The organism is Pseudoalteromonas sp. DY56-GL79 (assembly GCF_041414765.1).
GTDB classification, from domain to species: domain Bacteria; phylum Pseudomonadota; class Gammaproteobacteria; order Enterobacterales; family Alteromonadaceae; genus Pseudoalteromonas; species Pseudoalteromonas piscicida.
The window spans coordinates 39674-60656 of the sequence record NZ_JANHZS010000004.1 but is presented as its reverse complement, the minus strand read 5'-3'; the positions used below and the strand labels follow the sequence as shown (position 1 = coordinate 60656).

22 protein-coding genes are annotated in these 20983 nt (G+C 43.2%); 13 read left to right on the top strand and 9 right to left on the bottom strand.

Annotated elements, in window-relative coordinates; all coding sequences use genetic code 11:
* Positions 1–45: 45 nt before the first annotated feature.
* Positions 46–615 carry an inner membrane-spanning protein YciB gene (locus NO992_RS03940; protein WP_010374069.1) on the bottom strand — a complete coding sequence of 190 codons (570 nt, stop codon included), beginning with the start codon at positions 613–615 and terminating at the stop codon, positions 46–48.
* 122 nt (positions 616–737) lie between these two features.
* Here NO992_RS03940 and NO992_RS03935 point away from each other — a divergent pair, with 122 nt between their 5' ends.
* The gene (locus tag NO992_RS03935) at positions 738–1010 is read left to right on the top strand and encodes an HU family DNA-binding protein (protein WP_010374071.1); all 273 of its coding nucleotides are present in this window, start codon (positions 738–740) and stop codon (positions 1008–1010) included.
* A gap of 42 nt (positions 1011–1052) precedes the next feature.
* Here NO992_RS03935 and trpA read toward each other — a convergent pair whose 3' ends face one another.
* From trpA to NO992_RS03905, 6 genes are read right to left on the bottom strand one after another with little or no spacing between them, the layout of a single operon-like run.
* On the bottom strand, positions 1053–1859 hold the full coding sequence (trpA, locus tag NO992_RS03930) for a tryptophan synthase subunit alpha (RefSeq protein WP_253105038.1): 807 nt from the start codon (positions 1857–1859) through the stop codon (positions 1053–1055).
* Positions 1856–3040 carry a tryptophan synthase subunit beta gene (gene trpB / locus NO992_RS03925; protein WP_017219145.1) on the bottom strand — a complete coding sequence of 395 codons (1185 nt, stop codon included), beginning with the start codon at positions 3038–3040 and terminating at the stop codon, positions 1856–1858. The genes trpA and trpB overlap by 4 nt, the downstream gene beginning before the upstream one ends.
* 7 nt (positions 3041–3047) lie before the next feature.
* Positions 3048–4412, bottom strand: coding sequence for a bifunctional indole-3-glycerol-phosphate synthase TrpC/phosphoribosylanthranilate isomerase TrpF (gene trpCF, locus NO992_RS03920; protein WP_371374539.1), 1365 nt, complete (start codon positions 4410–4412; stop codon positions 3048–3050).
* Positions 4405–5409 (bottom strand): anthranilate phosphoribosyltransferase, encoded by a 1005-nt coding sequence (gene trpD, locus NO992_RS03915; RefSeq protein WP_253105042.1) that lies wholly within the window; start codon positions 5407–5409, stop codon positions 4405–4407. The genes trpCF and trpD overlap by 8 nt, the downstream gene beginning before the upstream one ends.
* 9 nt (positions 5410–5418) lie before the next feature.
* Entirely contained in the window at positions 5419–6000 is a 582-nt protein-coding gene (locus NO992_RS03910; protein WP_010378569.1) for an aminodeoxychorismate/anthranilate synthase component II, read from the bottom strand.
* Positions 5993–7570, bottom strand: coding sequence for an anthranilate synthase component 1 (locus NO992_RS03905; RefSeq protein ID WP_371374535.1), 1578 nt, complete (start codon positions 7568–7570; stop codon positions 5993–5995). Before NO992_RS03905 ends, NO992_RS03910 begins: the two co-directional genes overlap by 8 nt.
* Positions 7571–8006: 436 nt before the next feature.
* Between NO992_RS03905 and NO992_RS03900 the strand changes: the two genes are divergently transcribed.
* The 6 genes from NO992_RS03900 to NO992_RS03875 all read left to right on the top strand — a co-directional run bounded on the left by NO992_RS03900 (position 8007) and on the right by NO992_RS03875 (position 12411).
* The gene (locus tag NO992_RS03900; protein WP_371374533.1) at positions 8007–8852 is read left to right on the top strand and encodes a PHP domain-containing protein; all 846 of its coding nucleotides are present in this window, start codon (positions 8007–8009) and stop codon (positions 8850–8852) included.
* A 4-nt stretch (positions 8853–8856) separates the two neighbouring features.
* Positions 8857–9477, top strand: coding sequence for an L-threonylcarbamoyladenylate synthase (locus NO992_RS03895; RefSeq protein ID WP_010378577.1), 621 nt, complete (start codon positions 8857–8859; stop codon positions 9475–9477).
* A gap of 11 nt (positions 9478–9488) precedes the next feature.
* The gene (locus NO992_RS03890) at positions 9489–10283 is read left to right on the top strand and encodes a ScpA family protein (RefSeq protein WP_099028700.1); all 795 of its coding nucleotides are present in this window, start codon (positions 9489–9491) and stop codon (positions 10281–10283) included.
* A 53-nt stretch (positions 10284–10336) separates the two neighbouring features.
* Positions 10337–10924, top strand: a complete 588-nt coding sequence (gene scpB / locus NO992_RS03885) for an SMC-Scp complex subunit ScpB (protein WP_371374530.1) — start codon at positions 10337–10339, stop codon at positions 10922–10924.
* The gene (gene rluB / locus NO992_RS03880) at positions 10921–11781 is read left to right on the top strand and encodes a 23S rRNA pseudouridine(2605) synthase RluB (protein WP_371374527.1); all 861 of its coding nucleotides are present in this window, start codon (positions 10921–10923) and stop codon (positions 11779–11781) included. Before scpB ends, rluB begins: the two co-directional genes overlap by 4 nt.
* Positions 11782–12006: 225 nt before the next feature.
* Positions 12007–12411, top strand: coding sequence for a GFA family protein (locus NO992_RS03875; RefSeq protein WP_010378583.1), 405 nt, complete (start codon positions 12007–12009; stop codon positions 12409–12411).
* A 48-nt stretch (positions 12412–12459) separates the two neighbouring features.
* Here the strand turns inward: NO992_RS03875 and NO992_RS03870 are convergent, their stop codons facing one another.
* The gene (locus NO992_RS03870; protein WP_017219153.1) at positions 12460–13203 is read right to left on the bottom strand and encodes a YciK family oxidoreductase; all 744 of its coding nucleotides are present in this window, start codon (positions 13201–13203) and stop codon (positions 12460–12462) included.
* Between the two features lie 196 nt (positions 13204–13399).
* Between NO992_RS03870 and NO992_RS03865 the strand changes: the two genes are divergently transcribed.
* From NO992_RS03865 to NO992_RS03855, 3 genes are all read left to right on the top strand, one after another.
* Complete coding sequence (locus NO992_RS03865; protein ID WP_371374523.1) at positions 13400–15829, top strand: VolA/Pla-1 family phospholipase; 2430 nt, start codon at positions 13400–13402, stop codon at positions 15827–15829.
* A 102-nt stretch (positions 15830–15931) separates the two neighbouring features.
* Positions 15932–16945 (top strand): protease SohB, encoded by a 1014-nt coding sequence (sohB, locus tag NO992_RS03860; protein WP_371374520.1) that lies wholly within the window; start codon positions 15932–15934, stop codon positions 16943–16945.
* Positions 16946–17058: 113 nt separating this feature from the next.
* Positions 17059–17226: a hypothetical protein gene (locus NO992_RS03855; protein WP_371374517.1), complete on the top strand. Its 168-nt coding sequence runs from the start codon at positions 17059–17061 to the stop codon at positions 17224–17226.
* Between the two features lie 277 nt (positions 17227–17503).
* Here NO992_RS03855 and NO992_RS03850 read toward each other — a convergent pair whose 3' ends face one another.
* The gene (locus tag NO992_RS03850; protein ID WP_371374514.1) at positions 17504–18424 is read right to left on the bottom strand and encodes an NAD-dependent epimerase/dehydratase family protein; all 921 of its coding nucleotides are present in this window, start codon (positions 18422–18424) and stop codon (positions 17504–17506) included.
* Between the two features lie 154 nt (positions 18425–18578).
* Here NO992_RS03850 and NO992_RS03845 point away from each other — a divergent pair, with 154 nt between their 5' ends.
* The 3 genes from NO992_RS03845 (at position 18579) to NO992_RS03835 (ending at position 20631) form a co-directional block, all read left to right on the top strand.
* Positions 18579–18995: a MerR family transcriptional regulator gene (locus NO992_RS03845; RefSeq protein ID WP_371374511.1), complete on the top strand. Its 417-nt coding sequence runs from the start codon at positions 18579–18581 to the stop codon at positions 18993–18995.
* Positions 18996–19035: 40 nt separating this feature from the next.
* Complete coding sequence (locus NO992_RS03840) at positions 19036–19203, top strand: transposase (RefSeq protein ID WP_371374508.1); 168 nt, start codon at positions 19036–19038, stop codon at positions 19201–19203.
* Positions 19204–19764: 561 nt separating this feature from the next.
* A complete protein-coding gene (locus NO992_RS03835) occupies positions 19765–20631 on the top strand; it encodes an alpha/beta fold hydrolase (RefSeq protein WP_010378593.1) in 867 nt (288 codons plus the stop codon).
* Positions 20632–20983 lie beyond the last annotated feature (352 nt).

Here is a 20983-nt window from a genome sequence, read left to right as displayed (position 1 = left end):
GCTCTCACTCGTTAACTATAGCAGCTGCAGATGAACCTTGAATGGTTACTCTTCAGGTAAATATTTTTGAATTTTAAACATGGTAAAGAGGAGTGCAACGAAGGTGATCCCAATTAAACCAAAGACTTTAAAGTTCACCCAAAAATCAAGAGAGAAGTGGTACGCAACGTAAAGGTTTAGGCCTGCGATGAAGAAAAGTAATACTGCCCAAAATAGATTTAATTGGTCGCAGTCTTTGGCTGGTAAATCAATATCAATCTCGCTTTTTTCCTTTTCAGCAACTGACTTTAATACGCCTTCGAGTGCGCCTTTTACCAAGTTTTTATTAAACAGGTATCTGGATATGAGCAGTGCCGCACCTAAAATGGCATAAATAATCGTGGCTTTCCATTTAATAAACTGCTCATCATGGAAGAAAATCGTCATCCCACCAAGGATCAATGCAATCGCTAAGAATACCCAATGACGTTTTGCGACTTCGCGCTTAGTGATGTATTGGTGTGCGACCTGTATAAGAGAGGCGATGATTAGCACTCCCGTTGCCCAAAAAATATCGACAAACTTATAAACCGCAAAAAATAAGATGAGCGGTAAGTACTCAATTAAAAATGACATTTTTTATCCTAACAAAGTTGGTTGTAAGGGTTTTACCAAGATACGGCGAGAACATCAACATTGACTTTCTTTGATGAAACCCATAGCCTGCTGCGCTCATTCAATGGTTCAGAGGTATTTGCATGAATAAGAGCGATTTAGTTACAAAAATGGCGGAAATTAGTGGATTAACAAAGAAAGATTCACAGGCGGTGTTAAATGTCATTTTACAGGCCACTAAAAAGCGCTTGTCAGAAGGCGATCAGATGCAAATTAATGGACTTGGGACATTCGCGTTAAGTTATCATCCCCCAAAGCAAGGACGTAATCCTCAAACAGGTGAGACCATCACCATTGAAGGACAAAACAAGGTATTGTTTAAGCCTGCTAAAGCCTTAAAAGATAACTTGCGTTAATGCTAAGAAAAGCCAGTGTCTAACACTGGCTTGAAAGTAATATTACTTCTGCGTTGCAGCTTTCATTCGCTCAACAAAGGTTTTTAACTCAAAGCACATGGTGTTAGGATCATCCAAATGTTTTTCGATGATTTTCACCACCGCCGAGCCACTAATTGCACCTGCCGCACCTGAGCTAATCGCATGCTTTACATGCTCCGGTTCAGAAATACCAAACCCTAGCAGTGGCGGCGCAGCATGATACTCGATAAGTTTGGTGATCATCTCTGTTGCCGGCATTTGTGCCGACGTTTCTGTGCCAGTCACGCCTGCGCGCGAAAGTAAATAAGTATAGCCACGACCTCGGGTGGCGCATTCTCGTAACGTATCATCGCAGGCATTCGGTGTGGCAATGAAAATTGGCGCGATGTCATTTGCCATTGCAGTGAGCCTAAACGGTTTGGCTTCGTGCAGTGGCACATCAGCAACTAAGATAGAATCCACACCCGCAGTTTTGGCGTCTTGATAAAACTGCTCAATACCCCGAGCAAAAATCAAGTTTGAGTAAAGCAACAAGCCAATTGGAATATCGCTATTGTAACGACGAATTTCAGCGATGATCTCAAGACAGTCTTGCGTATTAACATCTTGCTCTAATGCACGGATGTTAGCCGCTTGGATAACCGGACCATCGGCGATGGGATCGGAAAATGGAATACCCAGCTCTAATGCATCAGCGCCACCGTCAATCAGGCTTTTGATGATCTCAATACTGAGTGCCTTATCGGGATCGCCAATCGTTACGAAAGGAACGAATGCACCTTGGCTTTTTTCATTTAAGTGCGCGAACATCGCGTCATAACGTCTCATAGTTCACCTCGCTCAGATAGTACCTGGTGGACGTGAGCTAAGTCTTTGTCTCCGCGACCACTTAAGTTAACAACAATCACCGTTTCTTCAGTTTGCGCTTCTGCATATTTTAATGCGTATGCCAGAGCATGGCTCGACTCTAAGGCTGGAATAATACCTTCGTGTTTGGCAAGCGCTTGAAAGGCATTTAATGCTTCAGTGTCAGTAATGCCAACATACTGCGCGCGGCCTGTTTCATGAAGGTAGGCGTGTTGTGGACCAACCGCTGGGTAGTCAAGACCCGCTGACACAGAGTAAGATTCTTCAATTTGGCCATCTTTGTTCTGCATGATATAGGTATAGGCGCCGTGCAAGATGCCTTTACTTCCTTTACATAGTGCAGCGCCGTGCTCATCGGTATCTAGGCCTTTACCAGCCGGTTCCACCCCGATTAATTTAACGTCTTTTTCGTCAATAAAGTCTGCGAACATACCAATAGCATTTGAGCCGCCGCCCACACAAGCGATAACCGCATCAGGCAAACGACCTTCCGCTTTTAGTACTTGTTGTTTCGCCTCTTCACCAATCATTTTTTGGAACTCACGGACAATCGTCGGGAACGGGTGAGGACCTGCAGCCGTGCCGAGTAAATAATGTGCCGTTTTGTAGTTTGCAGACCAGTCACGTAATGCTTCATTTACCGCGTCTTTTAATGTGCCGGAGCCGGCGGTAACTGGGATAACTTCCGCACCCATCAAACGCATTCTAAATACGTTTGGTTGCTGACGCTCAACATCTTTAGCCCCCATGTATACTCGGCACTTTAAGCCGAGTAAGGAGCAGGCTAGGGCGGTTGCAACACCATGTTGTCCAGCGCCGGTTTCAGCAATGACTTCTTTTTTACCCATACGTTTGGTTAAGAGCGCTTGACCTAACACTTGGTTGGTCTTGTGTGCACCACCGTGAAGTAAATCTTCACGCTTTAAGTACAGTTTGACCTTAGGGTTTTTAACTAAGTTGCGTGTCTTGGTCAGTGGTGTTGGGCGACCCGCAAATTCATTCAAAAGTTGATAAAACTCCTGCTGAAATTCTGGGTCTTTTTGTGATTTATAAAATTCCTGTTCTAACTGCTTTAACGCAGGTACGAGTAACTCGGGCACAAACATGCCTCCGAAGTCACCAAAATAAGCTGAATTACTCATGTCCACCTCAATATTTTCGAATTTGTGTAAACGCGTTAGCGATTTTTTGAGCGCATTTTTTACCAGGCGATTGCTCAACGCCTGAATTTAGGTCAAGACCATCGGCACCTATATTAACGGCGCCGTGAATATTGTCGGGGTTTAGGCCGCCAGCCAACATATAATTGCTCGAACTACGATTTAATAGCTGCCAATCAAACACTTGTCCCGTGCCACCAAATGCGGTGTCGGTTTTGGTATCGTACAATTGCTTGTCTACGCCAGCGAAGGGGCTTGGCAGTGCTGTGTCCACACCCTGTGCTTTCCAAATTTGACATGTAACTGGAAGTTGTTTTCGCAGGGTATCGATGTACAGCTCATCTTCATTGCCATGTAATTGCACTGCACTCAGTTTTAATATTTGCGCATACTCTGCAACTTGCTCAAGCGGTGCGTTAACGAACACACCAACGTACTTGAGCGGCGCACTATCAGCAACGGCCTTCGCACAATCAATGTCGACATAACGAGGCGATTTTGGATAAAAGATAAGACCGCCGTATACCGCTCCAGCTTCATAAGCTGCTTGCGCATCTTGGCTTCGAGTAAGACCACACACTTTGTTTTCGCCCAAAATCAAGCGTCTGCAAGCAAGTTCCAAGTCTTGCTCAGCCATCAATGAACTGCCGACCAAAAAGCCGTCACAAATCGGTGATAAGCGTTTCACATCGCGGTGTGTGTATATGCCAGACTCTGAAATCACGACTTTGTCTTCGGGGATTAACGTTCTTAGTTTCTCTGTAGTTGCTAAATCCGTTGATAAATCTCTGAGATCACGATTGTTAATACCGATAAGCTCAGCATCTAACGCAAGCGCTCTTGTCACTTCTTCTTCGTTGCTTACTTCCGTTAAAATCGACATATTAAGTGATTTGGCCACGCTCGCTAGTGCCAAATATTCTTCGTCATTTAATACAGACAACATCAAAAGAATGGCATCGCCACCGTGTAAGCGGGCGAGATAAACTTGGTATTCATCAATAAAGAAGTCTTTACAGATCAGAGGCTGGTCAACCAGCTTTCTCACCGTGGCAAGGTATTCATAACTGCCTTGAAAGTATTTTTCGTCGGTTAGCACGCTAATACATGTCGCGTACTTACGATAAACACTGGTAATTTCAGTCAAATCAAAATGTGAGCGAATAAGGCCTTTTGAGGGCGACGCCTTTTTGCACTCTAAAATAAATTGGGTCCCAGCTTGCGCCAACGCAGCGGTGAAGTTAAGCGTGGTGGGGGTTACTTCGTCGATAAAGTCACTTAGCGGACGCTGCGCCTTACGCGCTTTTAATTCTTCGACTTTATCGGCAACAATTTTTTCTAATACATTAGCCATTACTCACCTCTACAATGTTGGCCAAGGTTGTCATGGCTTTCTTGCTTGCAAGCACTTCGCGTACTTGTTGGCTTGCGGTTTTAAAATCTGACGCCTTATCGGTTAATACCAACAAGGCTGCAACGTTTGCAATAATCGCTGCATTGTGTGCTGCTTCGCCTTCACCATTTAAAATCGCAAGGCTCGCTTTCGCGTTATATTCTGGCGTATCACCAGCAATAGATTCAAGTGAATAGTTTTCTAGTCCAAAATCGCTTGGGGTAACAGTGTATTGCGTCACTTCACCATGCTTTACTTCTGCGACTAGCGTTTCGCCGTGTAGGGCAATTTCATCTGTGCCACTACCGTGAACTACCATCGCTCGTTTCGTACCTAAGCGGTTTAACGTTTCAGCCATGGGTAAAACAAGGGCAGGGTCGTAAACGCCGAGTAATTGCACTTCAGGCTTGGCTGGGTTTGCCAATGGTCCCAGAATATTAAATATCGTACGTGTTTTTAGTTGCGTGCGAACCGGCATAGCATGTTTTACACCTGCGTGGTAATGCGGTGCAAACAAAAAGGTAAAGCCGGTCTCTGCTAAGCACTTTTCTGCAAGTGCGGGAGTCATATCAATGTTGATCCCAAGCGCTTTTAGTAAATCAGCGGAACCTGATTTACTGCTCACGCTGCGATTACCGTGTTTGACCATATTAATACCACATGCTGCGGCGACAATGGCGGCGGTGGTACTCACGTTGATGGTATTTGTGCCATCGCCACCCGTACCACAGCTGTCTGCTGCGAGTAGGTCTTGCTTGTCAAATGCGGTGGCATGATCACGCATAGCCTGAGCTGCTCCGGCTATTTCCGCTGCTGTTTCACCTTTAAACTTTAGCGCAAGCAGCGCTGCTGTAAGTTCGATGTCGCTCAGTTGTCCAGCCATAATATCGCTAAACAAGGATTTGGCGGCGTCGAACGATAAATCTTGTTGCTGTAATAGAGGTTGTAACTTTTCCATCGTGCTCTCCTAAGCGCTAAGGTATGCGATACTTTGTTGTAATAGCTGAGCGCCATTGGGGGTCAATATTGACTCTGGGTGAAATTGATAGCCAATCACTTTGTGCTCACTGTGATAGATAGCCATCGGAATGGCCTGATATCTCGCGATCACTTGTAGTGCTGGTGGAACGCTTGTTGCCATCAGAGAATGATAACGCGCCACGGGGAATTGCGTCCCAAGTCCGGCAAATACCGGATGCTCATCCGCTTCAATAATAGAAGATTTTCCATGTACCGTCTCACCCGCTTTGCCAACTTCACCACCATAACTTTGGGTTAGGGCTTGTTGACCGAGGCAAATCCCAAGCATGGGGAATTTACCTTTACATAGCTCAATTAACGCGAGCAAACAACCTGCTTCCGATGGCGCGCCAGGTCCAGGTGATAAAACTAAGATCACGGGATCAACCTCTGCACACATTTTATTGAAAATGGTTTCGGCAGAGATATTGTTACGATAAACGACCAAGTCGAGTCCTAGCAAACTAAGCTCATCCACAAGGTTATAACTGAAAGAATCAAAATTATCTAAAAAGTATACCTTAGTCATGGTTTGCTCCTTCATACGTGGACTGTACTGCTTTAATCACTGCCATGGCTTTAGCTTTGGTTTCATTTGCTTCGCTTTGTGGATTTGAATCAAACACAACACCCGCACCCGCTTGCACGTATGCAACGTTATCTTTTACAAACGCGGAGCGAATTACGATGCAGCTGTCCATCGCGCCATTGCCCATCAAATAACCTACCGCACCGCCGTAGCTGCCACGACGCTGCTTTTCTGTATGGCGAACAAGTTCTGCGGCTTTAACTTTTGGTGCGCCGACGAGAGTGCCCATATTCATACAAGCCTGATAGGCGTGAAGCGCATCTAAATCCGGCTTTAATTGGCCAACGACGCGTGATACTAAATGCATGACTTGTGAGTAGCGGTCCACTTTCAATAATTCTTTTGCGTGTCGAGTACCTGCAATACTGATCCGCGCGACATCATTACGGGCAAGGTCAACCAGCATAAGGTGCTCTGCACGCTCTTTTTGATCGTTGCGCAGCTCAAGTTCAATGCGGCTATCTAAATCTGGGTTGATACTACCATCAGCAAACTTACCTCGTGGTCTCGTTCCTGCAATGGGATAGACTTCAACCTGGTTACTCTGCTCACAATATTTGAGAGCCGACTCTGGAGATGCGCCAAATAGCACAAAGCGTTCATCCTTCATATAAAACATGTAAGGACTAGGGTTTTGTAGTTTGAGCTGTTTATAGGCGGCCAGTGAGTTATGGCAAGGAAGTGAAAAAGTGCGAGAGGGAACGACTTGAAAGATGTCACCGTTGATAATGTTGGTTTTCAACTTTTCAACGTGTTGACAATATTCGTCGTCACTCACATTGACTTTGACATCTGCGCCGCCACTTTGTGGCTCAAACTGAAATTCGGTGATTTGGTCACACTGACTGTTTAGCTCTTCTAGCTGTTTGCCTACTTCAAAACAATTGGCGTGAACCTCAGGGCCATTGAAAACATTACCAATGAGCTCAGTGGTTTGTACTTGATGATCGATCACAACTAAGGTTTCAGCGAGATAGAAAACATAGTCGGGACAGTCGTTGTCCCCATCTGGTACTTCGGGAAGTTGCTCAAAGTTTGCCACCATATCATAGGCGAATACACCACCTAAAAAGACGGAAAACGGCGTATCTGAGTTACGTTTAATTTCATTTATACAGGTTCTGAGCGCACTAAAGGCGTTATCCGCTTTTAGTTTTGTATGCTCATCAATGTCACTTTCCAATGCGTTGTACGTGAGCGTCAAGGTATTATCATTGAGGACCACGTCACAATTTGTGACCTTTTGCGCAAGGTACGGTAGCAACTGAGCACCATTGTTAGACAAGGCTTTGGCAATTACTTGGGCGCCGTTACATTCGAATCGAATTGCACTATCCACAAGCACGATACTTTTCACATTGTCTTTAGACTCTATTTCAGCTGATTCGAGTAGTAACGAGTTTACTTTGTTTAAACCTGCGTATAAAGACAGTGGGCTGGCAATATAATCGCGCCTTTGTCTTATGCTGGTGACCTCACCTGGTGTGGTCGTTATGTGACTAAAAATCAAACCTCATTCCTCTTAATTTCTAGATATTCTGTTTAGAAAATAAAAAACCCCCGAAAGCTGAGCTCTGCGGGGGTTATTGTTCAGACACAACAATACCGTCCCGCTAGGGCATCCACCACCACCAAATTGTGTTTACTGTGATATTGTTGTTCATATAAGCCTCTAAAAAGTATAAAAAAACCCGCGACATTGCGCGGGTTGATAAATCGTAGATATAACGAAACACACCCGCTTAGTTCGAGTGCCACCACCAAATGTTTTTTTGAATTTGTTTGTTCATTTGTGAATATTTCGTTGTTTAATCTAAATTAGCTACAGTAAACCCTATTCTTGCTACAAGTGTCAAGGGCAAATATCAGAAAATAACCTAAGGTCGTATCAGTTAACTTGTGATATAATCAAAACGTTGATAATTCATAGAGATAGTTAATACATTTTGATTAAATATGACCTCCACAGCCATACTACTTTTTCCGATGGCCGCTTAGCTGTTGATGAATTGCTTGAGCGAGCAACGGAAAAAGGCGTTGATATTCTTGCAATTACCGATCATGACACGATAGATGCGATCCAGCCTGCCCGTGACTACATTAACCAAAATAATCTGACTTTAGAACTTATTAATGGCGTTGAAATTTCCACAAAATGGGAAAGCTTTGAGATCCATATCGTTGGATTAAATTTTGACCCTGAGCATGAAGCATTAACAAAGCTGCTGCACGAACAGCAGCAAAAGCGAGAAGCCAGAGCGAAAGAAATCGGCGATCGCTTAGCCAAAAAGGGCTATGAGCATGTCTACGAAGATGCCCTTGCACTTGCCCAAACTGCGCAGATCACCAGAGCGCATTTTGCTCAAGTGCTGGTTGAGCGGGGCGTGGCCAAAAACGTGCAAAGCGTTTTCAATAAATTTTTAGCACGGGGCAAGACTGGGTATGTGCCAAGTCAATGGTGCAATATACAAACGGCCGTTGCTGCTATTCATGCAGCGGGTGGGGTAAGTGTGTTGGCGCATCCTGCCAGATATAAGATGTCGAATAAGTGGTTGAGAAAGTTAATTGCTGAATTTAAAGCGGTTGGGGGAGCTGCAATGGAAGTTGCACAGCCGCAGCAAGCGCCTACTGAGCGCCAATTTTTGGGGCGACTAAGTCAAGAGTTTGAATTGTTAGCAAGCCAAGGGTCAGATTTCCACTTCCCAATGCCTTGGGTCGACCTTGGTCGTAACTTGTATTTACCTAAAGATTGTCAAGGAGTTTGGCGTCATTGGGGAGGCAAAGAGGAATAAGCTTATGAGTCAATTTTTTCATATTCACCCAGATAACCCGCAAACGCGTTTAATTCGCCAAGCGGCTGATATTATTGAGCAAGGTGGCGTGGTGGTGTTTCCAACCGACTCCGGCTATGCCATTGGTTGCAACCTCGGTAATAAGCAAGCTAAGGAGCGGATAGAGCGGATCCGCGGCATTGAAAAACACCATAACTTCACTCTTTTATGCCGCGATCTGTCGGAGCTTTCGACCTATGCCCGTGTCGATAATCAAATGTTTAGGATGATTAAGAATAATACGCCCGGTCCGTACACGTTTATTTTTAAAGGGACGAAAGAAGTTCCTCGTCGTTTGCTCAATGAGAAGAAAAAAACCATCGGGATCCGTGTGACTGATAACCCAATTACTTGCGCGTTGTTGGAAGCACTAGGTGAACCTTTGATGTCATGCTCTTTGATTTTGCCAGGAGAGCAGTTTACTGAGTCTGACCCCGATGATATCCGCATGCGTCTTGAGAAGCACGTAGACTTGATCATCCATGGTGGCTATTTAATTGAACAAGCAACCACTGTTATTGATATGTCTGAAGACACCATTGAAATTTTGCGTCGTGGCTGTGGTGATACGTCGCCTTTTGAATAACGCATGTTGAGATGACAGAAGCACTCCAACAGAAATTACCGCTAGCTTTTTTACACGGTGAAGCGGTAATTGAAAAGCCGGAAGATCTTTATATTCCTCCCGAAGCCCTAGAAGTTATCTTAGAGACCTTTGAAGGTCCGTTGGACTTACTGCTTTATCTTATAAAAAGACATAAATTAGATATTCTAGAATTACCGATTTTTAGTATTACTCAGCAGTATGTTCAGTATGTTGAAATGATGAAGGACATGCAGCTTGAACTTGCGGGTGAATACTTAGTGATGGCAGCCTTGCTGGCACAAATAAAATCAAGAATGCTACTACCAAAACACGAAGAGTTAGAGGAAGAGGAAGATCCCAGAGCTGAGCTGGTGAGACGCTTGCAGGAATACGAGCAATTTAAGCAAGCTGCTGAGAACTTAGATGAGATCCCTCGTGTTGAGCGTGATATCTTTGTCGCTCATGCGTTGGTAGACAGTAGTACCGACACTGAGCCAGAATTCCCAGACATTGAACTGAGGGAATTACTTTTGGCGCTGTCGGAAGTGATGGCCCGAGCCAAGACCTTTGAGCACCATCATATATCTGCAGAAGCACTTTCGACTCGAGAGCGTATGAGCTTTATATTGCAATTGCTACGAGAACAGAATAAGCCGGTAGAATTTGCGCGATTCTTTACCTTGGACGAAGGGCGCAGTGGTGTGGTGGTTACTTTTATTGCCATGCTCGAACTCATTAAGGAGCAATTAGTTGACTATATTCAGTCAGCAACAGCAGCGTCGATTTACCTGCATTTAAAAGGCTAGGGGATGACTGCAGCCTCTGCTATACTCCGCATTTTTATCTTCAAGCATAAAATATGAAAAGACGCGTTAGCGATGAACAACTGGTTGAATTGGTTGAAGCAGCGATTTTCGTTTCAGATAAGCCGCTATCTAAAAAACGCTTAAAAGAAACTGTGCTGGAAGATATCAGCGTATCATCACCGCGTATTGATCAGGCACTAGAAACACTGGTAAATCACTATCAAACTCGCGGTGTAAGGCTGGTTGAAGTTGGTACTGGATACCGTTTTCAAGCTTGCCCGAACTTGAGCCCTTGGCTAAGTAAACTGTGGCAGGAAAAAGCACCCAAATACTCACGTGCTACACTTGAGACTTTGGCATTGATTGCTTATCGACAACCAATCACTCGAGGCGAAATAGAGCAAGTGCGCGGGGTCACCGTGAGTTCTAATATTATCAAAAGCTTGATAGATCGCGAGTGGATAAAAATGGTGGGTTACAAAGAGGTACCGGGTAAGCCTGCATTGTATGCAACGACAAAACAATTTTTAGATTACTTCTCATTATCTGGTCTTGGGGAATTACCTCGATTACCTGAACAACATAATGAGAAAATAGAACAGTTATTAAACGATCCTTCTGTGAGAGAACCATCTGAATGAGTGAAAAACTACAAAAAGTATTGGCAAGAGCTGGCGTTGGCTCAAGACGCGAAATGGAAAAGTATATTGAGTCTAATCGCGTAAGTGTAGATGGAAAAGTTGCCAAGCTAGGAGACCGAGTAGAAGAGACTTCGGTGATCCGTGTAGATGGACATGTTGTTAAAATAGAGCAGCAAGAAGAGCGCATCTGTCGCGTACTAATGTATCATAAGCCTGAAGGGGAGCTGTGTACTCGTCGCGACCCTCAAGGTCGCCGTACTGTATTCGATAGGCTACCAAAGTTAGATGGTGACCGTTGGATAGCAATTGGGCGATTAGATATCAATACATCAGGCCTGTTGCTCTTTACCAATGATGGTGAGCTAGCTAATCGCTTGATGCATCCGAAGTACGAAGTCGAACGTGAATATTCTGCTCGCGTATTTGGTGAAGTAACAAACCAAACGTTGCGTACATTAACCAAAGGCGTTGAGCTAGAAGACGGTCCTGCAAAATTCCTTAAGATTAAGCCACTTGGTGGTGAAGGTCTGAATAAATGGTTCAACGTAACACTGACCGAAGGGCGTAATCGTGAAGTCAGGCGTCTTTGGCAGTCGCAAGAGGTTGAAGTGTCGCGTTTGATCCGTATCCGTTATGGAAAATTGGAGCTTAACAAGCGCTTGCCACAAGGTGGATGGGAAGAATTAAAATTAGAAGATGTTAACTACTTACGTAAATCGGTAAGCATGAGAGCCGAGCAGCAAACTAAGTTGTCGGTCATGCCAGAAAAGCGTAAAGACAAGCGCGCGAAAATTAATAAGATCCGCAAAGCAGTGAAAAAGCATAATCAAAGGGTCAAAACTCCAAGAAGAAAGTAATTTAAGCTTTTTATACCAATTAGCTTATGTAAGTGAGCTATTTTGAGGCGAGAAAATCTTGTCGATAACAAGGCAAAAATTTTGCTATTTAGTTGTTCTAAATGAGAAGTTTTTAACGTAGTTAGCGTCAGGTTTGCTCCTTCAAATTGATCAAGTATTAAGACTAATTGGTATTAAACACCAGCCTAGTGAGCTGGTGTTTTTGTATTTGATAAGGAGATGCAAATGAAAGAGATGTTTGCTGGTAGTTGTCTGTGTGGTCAGGTTAAATATCTTGTAGAGGGCAACGTGCAGGGCTTTTATCTATGTCATTGTGAATATTGTCAAAAAGACACAGGCTCTGCACATGCTGCGAATTTATTTTTTCAAAATGCAATGCTAACTTGGCTCGCGGGCGAAAAGTTGATAACGCGCTTTACTTTACCGAATACTAAGCACGTTAAAGCCTTTTGCGCTTGTTGTGGTTCTGCATTACCAAACCAGCAGCCTGTTGGTTTAGTGGTACCTGCCGGTAGCTTAGATGATGCACCGAGCCTTACGCCAACCGCACACCTATTTATCGCGAGCAAAGCAAAGTGGGATGAAAAATTAGAGCAAGTGCTGGCGTTTGAAACCTTGCCGAGAGATTAAATAATAAAGAAGGCTGCAATTGTGGATCTGCAGCCTTTAAAGTACTAGTTAGTAGGTTTGGGCATCTAAAGATTGGCCATTAACTCCGATTGAGTCATCAGACATCAAGTACAAGTATGTTGGCATTAATTCTTCAGGTGTTTTTAGTTTATCTTTATCTTCACCTGGGAATGCTGATGCACGCATACTTGTTCTTGTCGCACCAGGATTAATGCAGTTAATACGAATATTGGTTTTACCCACTTCTTCGGCCCAAGTTTGCATCATACCTTCGGTTGCGAATTTAGAAATTGCATATGCTCCCCAAAACTCGCGACCTTTGCGTCCTACACCCGATGAAGTAAAGACTATAGAAGCGTGAGGCGCTTTTCTCATTACTGGGAATAGCGATTTAGTGATCACCGCTTGGGCTGTTACGTTTACCTTCATTATGTTTTCAAAGGTTGAAACGCAAAAGTGTTCCATTGGACCTAAAGAGCCTAAAATAGACGCATTATTTAGCAAGCCATCAAGCTTCCCAAATTGCTGCTCGATGGTGGCAGCCAAGTCTCGGAAGTGTTGTTTGGTTGCACCACGTAAATCTAAAGGTACAATTGCAGGCTGTGGGTAACCGGCGTTAACAATTTCATCATAAACGGCTTCTAGTTTACTGGTGGTTTTGCCTAATAAAATAACCGTTGCACCATATTTGGCGTAATTAATTGCCGCAACACGGCCGATGCCGTCGCCAGCACCTGTTACTAGTATCGTTTTATTTGCAAGTGCGTTTTCAGGAGCTTGATAAGTCTGCATTCTGGACTCCAATTAAGATGTTTGGGCTATTTTATCACAATGCAGTAGCAAGTTAGCGAATTTATTGTAAATATGGCTGGCGAAATAACAAAGTTTGAGTTAAGTTTAACTGGTCTAATGTCTTATTAAAAATGCTATTACATAGATTTAACGAGAATTATCACAATAATAATAAGATTATGTCGGAGCCTATAAAATGAAAAAAATGCTACTCTCACTCGCAGTATCAGCAGCACTCGCTGGCTGTGGAGGCGGTGAAACGTTAGAAGATGTAAAAAATGATACTACACCCGTTTCTCCAACGATTTCTGTTAAATTTGATCCATCCGGTGGTGTGATCTCAGTTCCAAACGATATCCTTTTATCCGGCACTCAAGACGGTACCTTAAATCTACCTGACGAAATGTTAGGAGTGAAAGATGGTGAAGGTAACCCTCTGGTAACGCGTGCAAGCTACGCAAACCCAAGCATTGTGATTGGCGCCTTAGATGGTTGGTCGACACAAATGCCTTACGTTATCGACATGACGACACCGAATGGTTTGACGCTTGATGCGCAAAGCGTTATGACTCCGGGCTCTGTACGAATTTTTGAAGTTGCAATGGGTGGGCCATTACAAACCGACGAAGACTGTGCTCAGGTGCCTTCAGGTATCGCTTGTAAGCCAATTGCTGAATTACAATTTGGCCCTGATGGCGATTTCGTTACCATGGCTAATAGCACAGGTAACGGTTTAGTTATTATCCCAGTTAAACCATTCAAACCTGAAACTACGTATATTACTGTTTTGACCAAAGGTCTTAAAGACTCAAAAGGTCAAAGTGTAGATGCTTCTTCGACTTACACGTTGTTGCGCCAAGACGCGCCATTGGTAACTGATGCTCAGAAGTCTCTACAGGCTGTGATTCGTAGCTATGAAGGGGCGGTAAGTGCAGCGGGTTCGGTGAGTAAAGAAGAGATTATATATACTGCTGCAATGACGACACAGTCGACAGGTCATGCATTGGCGGCGACTAAGCAATTGTTAGCCGCAAAATTACAGGGCGGTGCTAACCCTGTTGTCGCTGTACCTGCACAACCGGTGATCACCGTTGCAGATGCCCTTGTAGGAAAAGTGCCTGATGCTATTTTACCTGCTTTTAGAAGCGTGCGTTTATTGCAAGGTCAAATACAACTACCTCAGTACTTATCACAACCAAAAAATAAAGATATCTCTGCGCTAGCTGATACCTATTGGCAAGCACGCTGCGACAGCGCGGTAGCTGTCGCTGGATATGCGGCGCAAGCTGGTGGTTTACCAGAGCCAACAGAACCAAATGATATCGCTTGTAATACACTTTCGGGTGGAAAGCTGAGAGATTTAGGCTTAGACGGTACTAAGTTCTTAACTAAGTACAATCCAATCCCTAAAGAGCAGTGGCTTGCTAATGTTCCTGTGCAAATCACAATGCCTGCGGATGAGTCTCAGCGCCCAGAGGGCGGCTGGCCTGTTGTTATCTTGCAACATGGTATCACGAGTAAAAAAGAAGACATGCTTGGCTTGACGTTGTCATTAACACAAGCTGGATTTGCCACAGTTGCGATTGATCACCCAATGCACGGTGCTCGCGGTTTAGATATCGATGGTGACGGCACAGATGATTTCAATGCCTCGACAGGCAGCGTGTTGTCCTACATGAATCTAACATCGTTGTTGGTTGCGCGTGATAACTTAAAGCAATCAGCAGCAGATTTAATGGGTTTACGTTTAGGCTTAAACTTCATCAATCTAGCATCTGGCGGTCAAGTTAACTTTAATACCCAGCAAGTTAGTTACTTAGGTCACTCACTGGGTTCGGTTGTAGGCCCAAGCTTCCTTGCTCAAACCAATGCGCCATTAAATCCAGCAATTGATGGTTTCTTTAAAGTTGAGTCAGCAGCACTTGCAAGTGGTGGCTCGGGCATTGCTAATTTCTTGATTGAGTCAAAATCATTTGGCCCGTTTGTTCAAGGCTCCGTGTTAAGCTCTGCAGGTAACCTAGCGTCGCAAGCGTTTAATGCCTATCTGCAAGAAGGCGCAATTACTGACTGTGGTACGTTTGCTGCGGATCAAAGCAAATATGTTTCTTGTGCATATGGAACGTTTAGAGCGAATTTAGAAGCGGCTGGAGACACCGCGACATTAGCACTGATTGATGGTACGGTGACGCAGTTTGGTTTTGCAGCACAGACCGCATTAGGTAGTGCCGATCCACTTAACTATGCAGCTTCCGTGAAAGCGCTACAAACGCCAGTATATATGAGCGTTGTTACGGGTGGTGTTGATGGCAATACAGCTGACTTGGTTATTCCTCCAACAACAGAACGTAGCTTCTTGTCAGGTAGCTTACCACTTGCTGGTTTCATGGGCTTAATGCCTGCAAGTGAAACGCAAATGAGTCAAGACGGAACACCTGGAAGTTATGTAGTGAAGTTCTCTCAGGGTCACCATAGTTCAATCTTGACGACAGGTTTTGATGAAAAAGCCGGTGGCACAGCAGCGGGACACGCAGCGGCGTCAATTGAAATGCAAACACAAGTTGCAAGCTTTTTGAAGTCAAAGGGTTTGGTTTTACAAGTATCTAACCCGGATGTTGTTGCAAACTAAGACATTTTTCGAGACTATAAAAGGCCGCAACTAGCGGCCTTTTTTGTGTCCATTTTATATTGAAAAAATGGGCCCCTTTATGAGCTAAATGAGGAGAACGACTTGGCATTTTTGTTTGAATATGGGTTATTTCTAGCCAAGACAGTAACCATTATCTTTGGTATTGCAGTAGTCATTATTTTGATGGTGGGAGCAAGCTCAAAACCAAAATCGAAAAAGGGTGAAATTGAAGTTACCGATTTAACCGACAGTCTGTCGCAATCTAAACAACAGTTTTTACAGCAAACGCTTGATAAAAAGGCGCTAAGATCCCTAAATAAGTCGCAATCAAAAGCGCAAAAAAATCAAGATAAGGAAGCAGTGAAAAACGTTTTTTATCTGGAGTTTAATGGAAGTATGGACGCGCACGAAGTCACGGGTTTAAGAGAAGAGATCAACGCTATTTTAACGATTGCAGATAAAGAAAAGGATCAGGTTATTGTGTCTGTAGAAAGTGGTGGTGGGGTTGTTCACGGTTATGGACTTGGTGCATCGCAACTTACGCGCATCAAGCAAGCGGGTATTCCACTGACGGTCTGTGTGGACAAGGTTGCTGCAAGTGGCGGATATATGATGGCCTGTGTTGCAGATAAGATTATTGCAGCACCATTTGCAATTATTGGTTCAATCGGTGTGATTGCGCAGATCCCCAACTTCAATCGTTTATTGAAAAAGAATAACGTTGACTTTGAAATGGTAACCGCGGGTGAGTATAAGCGTACACTCACGCTGTTTGGTGAGAATACGGATAAAGGCAGAGAAAAGTTCAAAGAGGAGATCGAAGAAACGCATGGTCTGTTCAAACACTTTGTCTCTGACAATCGTACTGACCTTGATATTGAGAAAGTGGCCACTGGAGAACATTGGTTTGGTACACAAGCGTTAGAACTTAAACTAGTCGATGAAATATCCACTAGTGACGATTTACTCATGTCACTAAATGAAAGTCACCAACTCTATAAGGTGGCTTATAAGGCTAAAAAAGGCGTTGCTGAGAAGTTTGGACTTCAGTTGGGGCTTGTCATTGAACGTTTCTCCGTTAAAGCGTTAACAAAACTAAATCAATCTAAATATTAGTGATTGTTGTTCAGTTTATGTCAATAAACTTTATTTCAAACTATTAACAATACTTTATAGACGGCGTTGTGTTCACAAAACGCATGACGCCGCGCTCTAATAGAGAGGTTGTTATGAATAAAGTTATTGTACTTTCTCTACTTACCTTTAGCCTGACTTTAGGTTTAAATCAGGCGAATGCTAAACCGGAGAAGTTACCGCCGGGCCTTGAGAAAAAGCTGAAGCAGGGCAAGCCACTTCCGCCAGGTTGGCAAAAAAACTCCAAGTTGGAGAACGCTTAGATCCAGATATCTACGACCATGGTAAAGTGATTTATCGCGACAAAGATCGGGATTTGGTAACGATAAGCGTTGAAGGTAGAGTCATCAGGGTACTCGAAAATACCCTAGAAATTGTCGAAATTCTTAAAGGGATGAGATAAAAAGCATCAACTCTGTGCGGTGCAATTTCCCGTACAGAGTCCAAGTTTAGCAATTTAAGTGTTTGTTCCTCGCCAAAGCGTGTGTTAGTTGTAGCACTTAACTTAGCGCCTAATGATCTAGGTATTAAATCACGTCGTCATTCCTTGAGAGTTGTTGTTAGTCCATCTCGGTAAGCGGTAATTTCAAATTCCGTAAAGCGCTGTTTAAATTTATCTGATACAAATATGTTGTCGACTGCATATCGAGGTAACAGTTCTCGTGTTTCTCTTATAGGTTTGCTAAAAATGCTTAGCAGTGATAGCTGCCATTTCTTTAATATTGAATACTTGCCTTGAATGCCGAGTATTTCGCTCGCTAAGTTAACGATTTGCTTGTAAGTGAGTCGATTGTCATCACATGGTAGATGCCATGTCTGGCCATACGCATCAGAGGTATTGCCCAGTAACGCCATTGCTCTGCTAGCATCTGGCGTGTATATCAAGGTACGTAACGTATTATCGCTGATAAATACTTTCGCAGCATCTCCTGCTCTCAGCTTATCAAGAACCGTTGTATTGGTGATACTTTGCGTTTTACCCGGTCCATAAAACTCAGGCGCGCGGCAAATCATCGCATTGACTTGGCTTGTACTCATCGCATCGAGCAGCATATTCGCTATTAGTCCTCTAACTTTGCCTTTTTCGCCATATGGCAAAAAAGGTGTTTCTTCTGTGAGACGTTCATTGCTTTGCGGATACATATAAGTGTTATCAAAATACACTAATTTGGCATTATGTTTTGCACACGCATCGATGACATTTCGCATCATAATAGGAAATTGCTCAACCCACATGTTTGTGTCAATCGGCAGTCCTGCGGTTAAGTAAACAATTTTAGAGCCTGCTACTGCTTTTTGCGTTTGACTGCCGTCAAGTAAATTAGCGCTGAGTAATTCGTCCGTGTTGTTTATCTTTTTTGGTGTTCGGCTGACAAGACGAATGTTATCGGTAAAGTCTTTCTTTAAAGCTAGGGCGAGCTCACTACCAATTTGGCCGTTTGCTCCAAGTATTGTCTGCATAAAAATTACCTTAATTTGTATCCGTTTTATGCAAGCATAAGGTTAAAGTAAACTTGAAGGTCAATACTTAATTTCTGTTATCTGCTATTGTATGGGATAAGCACAGACTTTTTCATTTAAGGTAGCAGACTGAGTGCAGTAGGAACTCGAGTTTATGAAAATTGGTGAATTATCAAAAAGAACAGGCTTAGCGACGTCGAAAATTCGATTCTATGAGGATATTGGCCTACTTAAATTAGTTAAGCGCGCTGCCAATGGTTATAGGACCTATCCCCCTGAAGCTGAAACTGTATTGCATTTAATTTCAAATGGTCAAAAGGCAGGCTTTAGTTTAGATGAGTTGAGTAAATTACTTCCGAGTGATCTAAGTGACTGGAAACATGATCAGTTACTTAACGCTTTACGTCAAAAACTTGCTGATATTGAACTGATGGAGAAAAAGCTTGCAGACAACAAACGACAATTAAACTCCATCCTTAATGACATAGAAGCCAAACCGCGTGACATGGCGTGTGCCGACAATGCCAAGCGAGTGATATCACAAATAGGGATGGGTAAAGGGAGGAGGTAGATGCAAAGAGAGAAAGAAGGACAGCCATTTCTAATGCTGCGTGTATAACAAAGCACGTTTAGTATTAGCAAATACCCAACCGGTGAGCTTCACATACCGAGATTACGCAGATGATAACTACGATAAAGTGATGACACTGAGTAATGACGAATTCATACGGCGTCATTTGCAGCGTGTATTAATTACCGAAAGGATTTATGCGTATTAGGCATTACGGTTTTTTAGCCAATGCATGTCGCAAGCGAAAGTTAGCGCTGATAAGGTCGCAGGCATCATGCACATGCAGAGCAAAGAGACCAAAGACAGAAGAAAACGTGACACTGATACCGTATTGGCCTTGTCAGCATTGTAAGGCAGGTATCTTGCGGCTAATTGGCGTATTCAAGTTAGATGCGACAACGACCAAAGTAGACCGAACGAGTTAGCAGCTCGATAGCTGCTCAAAATCAATTAGTTAACCTGCTTAATTGCTCAGGCTAGCGGCCTCTGTGCGTGTAAAAAATATAATTGCTAATTAAGGCAAATTTAGGTGTAATGAATACATAATAAGCGCTGAGCAATGCAGGGAAAGCTTACATAACACTAGCTAAACTGATTACACTAGCTAGGAAAGTGAGAGCCTCCAAAAAGCATATTCCTATAGCATAAACAACACCAACTCTGACACATCGAGCGGGTAGCAGCTCAGTCCAACAAGCGATTATGCAACACAAACTGCGTGTCGCATAAATACTAAAATGTTAAACCTCATCGAGAGAATGGAGTCTAAATGAAATCAATTATATTGTTATGTTCAATTTTTATTAGTTTTGGTGCGCTGGCTACAGAGCTAGAAATGAAGCCAACAAAATCAGGATTATATGATGTTGGTGGATTTAAGCTTTATCTTGAGTGTTACGAAAATGACAAGCCACAATTAATACTTGAGCAGGGTTTTGGGCGTTCTGGTTCAGATGGTGTTTGGTTAGAAAACATAAAACGATTAAAAAACGATTTTAGTATTTGTTTATATGACAGAGCTGGATTGGGTAAAAGTGAAAAAGGTGTAATTCCTTTCACTGTTAATGATATAGCAAGTAGGCTCAGAAATTTGCTTCAAAATGCTAATATCAAAGCACCGTATTATTTTGCTGGTAGTTCATATGCTTCTTATATAGTCGCAGCATACAACAACCTTTATCCACAAGAAGTCATGGGAGCTGTACTTATTGATCCACCACCACTTGGATATTTTTATACAATGGGTACTAGATGGCCTAAAAACTTTAAAACAGATAATGAAAATTTAGAGCGTTTTTATAAATTTGAGCAAAGTGTTCATGATCCAATGTTTGAAAGAGTGCCTGAAAATGTAGACCATATGAAAAGCTATAAAATATTAGCTAACGCCTCAAATTACGGAAACAAACCAGTAATAGTTGTACGCTCAAAGCAAACAGGTAAACGATACGATCCGCCTTTTGTTCCCGATGAAATAGCAAATACCATGGATTCCTTATACGCTGGAGCAGAAGGCTACTTCAAAAATCTATCCACTAATAGCCGCGTTATCTATTCGGAATCAGAAAAACACCACCTGCATATCGCAGACCGCGATCTGGTAGTAAAAAGCATCAAAGAACTTGTTGGCAAATGAGGCTTAACAAGTTGCTAAAGTTCGTTCGTAAACTCACTGGGACAATTAACAGTTGGCTTGGCGCTTCGCGCAAGTTTAGCCAACAGTCAATTTCCCCTTAGCAAAGCGTTGGTATGACTCCCACTGTCAAGTTAAACGCACTGATCCCGCCTAACTTTTTAAGACATAACTATTTCAACTCGAATTAGAGCGAGTTAATACATAGGATGAAGCAAGTAATGTCGTCGGTTATTTTGCTGATATTCGTTGGTTATTACTATTTCTAGTAACAGAGCAGACCTTACTTAGTTCGTCGTGGCACCTGTCTTCAGTCTATGTTCGTGGTTCAATGCAGCGTTAGCTGCATTGCCAT

Bases quoted from the DNA above. Each gene is read 5' to 3' on its own strand.
- NO992_RS03940 (WP_010374069.1), bottom strand. From the start codon at position 615: ATGTCATTTTTAATTGAGTACTTACCGCTCATCTTATTTTTTGCGGTT.
- NO992_RS03935 (WP_010374071.1), top strand. From the start codon at position 738: ATGAATAAGAGCGATTTAGTTACAAAAATGGCGGAAATTAGTGGATTA.
- trpA (WP_253105038.1), bottom strand. From the start codon at position 1,859: ATGAGACGTTATGACGCGATGTTCGCGCACTTAAATGAAAAAAGCCAA.
- trpB (WP_017219145.1), bottom strand. From the start codon at position 3,040: ATGAGTAATTCAGCTTATTTTGGTGACTTCGGAGGCATGTTTGTGCCC.
- trpCF (WP_371374539.1), bottom strand. From the start codon at position 4,412: ATGGCTAATGTATTAGAAAAAATTGTTGCCGATAAAGTCGAAGAATTA.
- trpD (WP_253105042.1), bottom strand. From the start codon at position 5,409: ATGGAAAAGTTACAACCTCTATTACAGCAACAAGATTTATCGTTCGAC.
- NO992_RS03910 (WP_010378569.1), bottom strand. From the start codon at position 6,000: ATGACTAAGGTATACTTTTTAGATAATTTTGATTCTTTCAGTTATAAC.
- NO992_RS03895 (WP_010378577.1), top strand. From the start codon at position 8,857: ATGAGTCAATTTTTTCATATTCACCCAGATAACCCGCAAACGCGTTTA.
- NO992_RS03890 (WP_099028700.1), top strand. From the start codon at position 9,489: ATGACAGAAGCACTCCAACAGAAATTACCGCTAGCTTTTTTACACGGT.
- scpB (WP_371374530.1), top strand. From the start codon at position 10,337: ATGAAAAGACGCGTTAGCGATGAACAACTGGTTGAATTGGTTGAAGCA.
- rluB (WP_371374527.1), top strand. From the start codon at position 10,921: ATGAGTGAAAAACTACAAAAAGTATTGGCAAGAGCTGGCGTTGGCTCA.
- NO992_RS03875 (WP_010378583.1), top strand. From the start codon at position 12,007: ATGAAAGAGATGTTTGCTGGTAGTTGTCTGTGTGGTCAGGTTAAATAT.
- NO992_RS03870 (WP_017219153.1), bottom strand. From the start codon at position 13,203: ATGCAGACTTATCAAGCTCCTGAAAACGCACTTGCAAATAAAACGATA.
- NO992_RS03865 (WP_371374523.1), top strand. From the start codon at position 13,400: ATGAAAAAAATGCTACTCTCACTCGCAGTATCAGCAGCACTCGCTGGC.
- NO992_RS03855 (WP_371374517.1), top strand. From the start codon at position 17,059: ATGAATAAAGTTATTGTACTTTCTCTACTTACCTTTAGCCTGACTTTA.
- NO992_RS03850 (WP_371374514.1), bottom strand. From the start codon at position 18,424: ATGCAGACAATACTTGGAGCAAACGGCCAAATTGGTAGTGAGCTCGCC.
- NO992_RS03845 (WP_371374511.1), top strand. From the start codon at position 18,579: ATGAAAATTGGTGAATTATCAAAAAGAACAGGCTTAGCGACGTCGAAA.
- NO992_RS03835 (WP_010378593.1), top strand. From the start codon at position 19,765: ATGAAATCAATTATATTGTTATGTTCAATTTTTATTAGTTTTGGTGCG.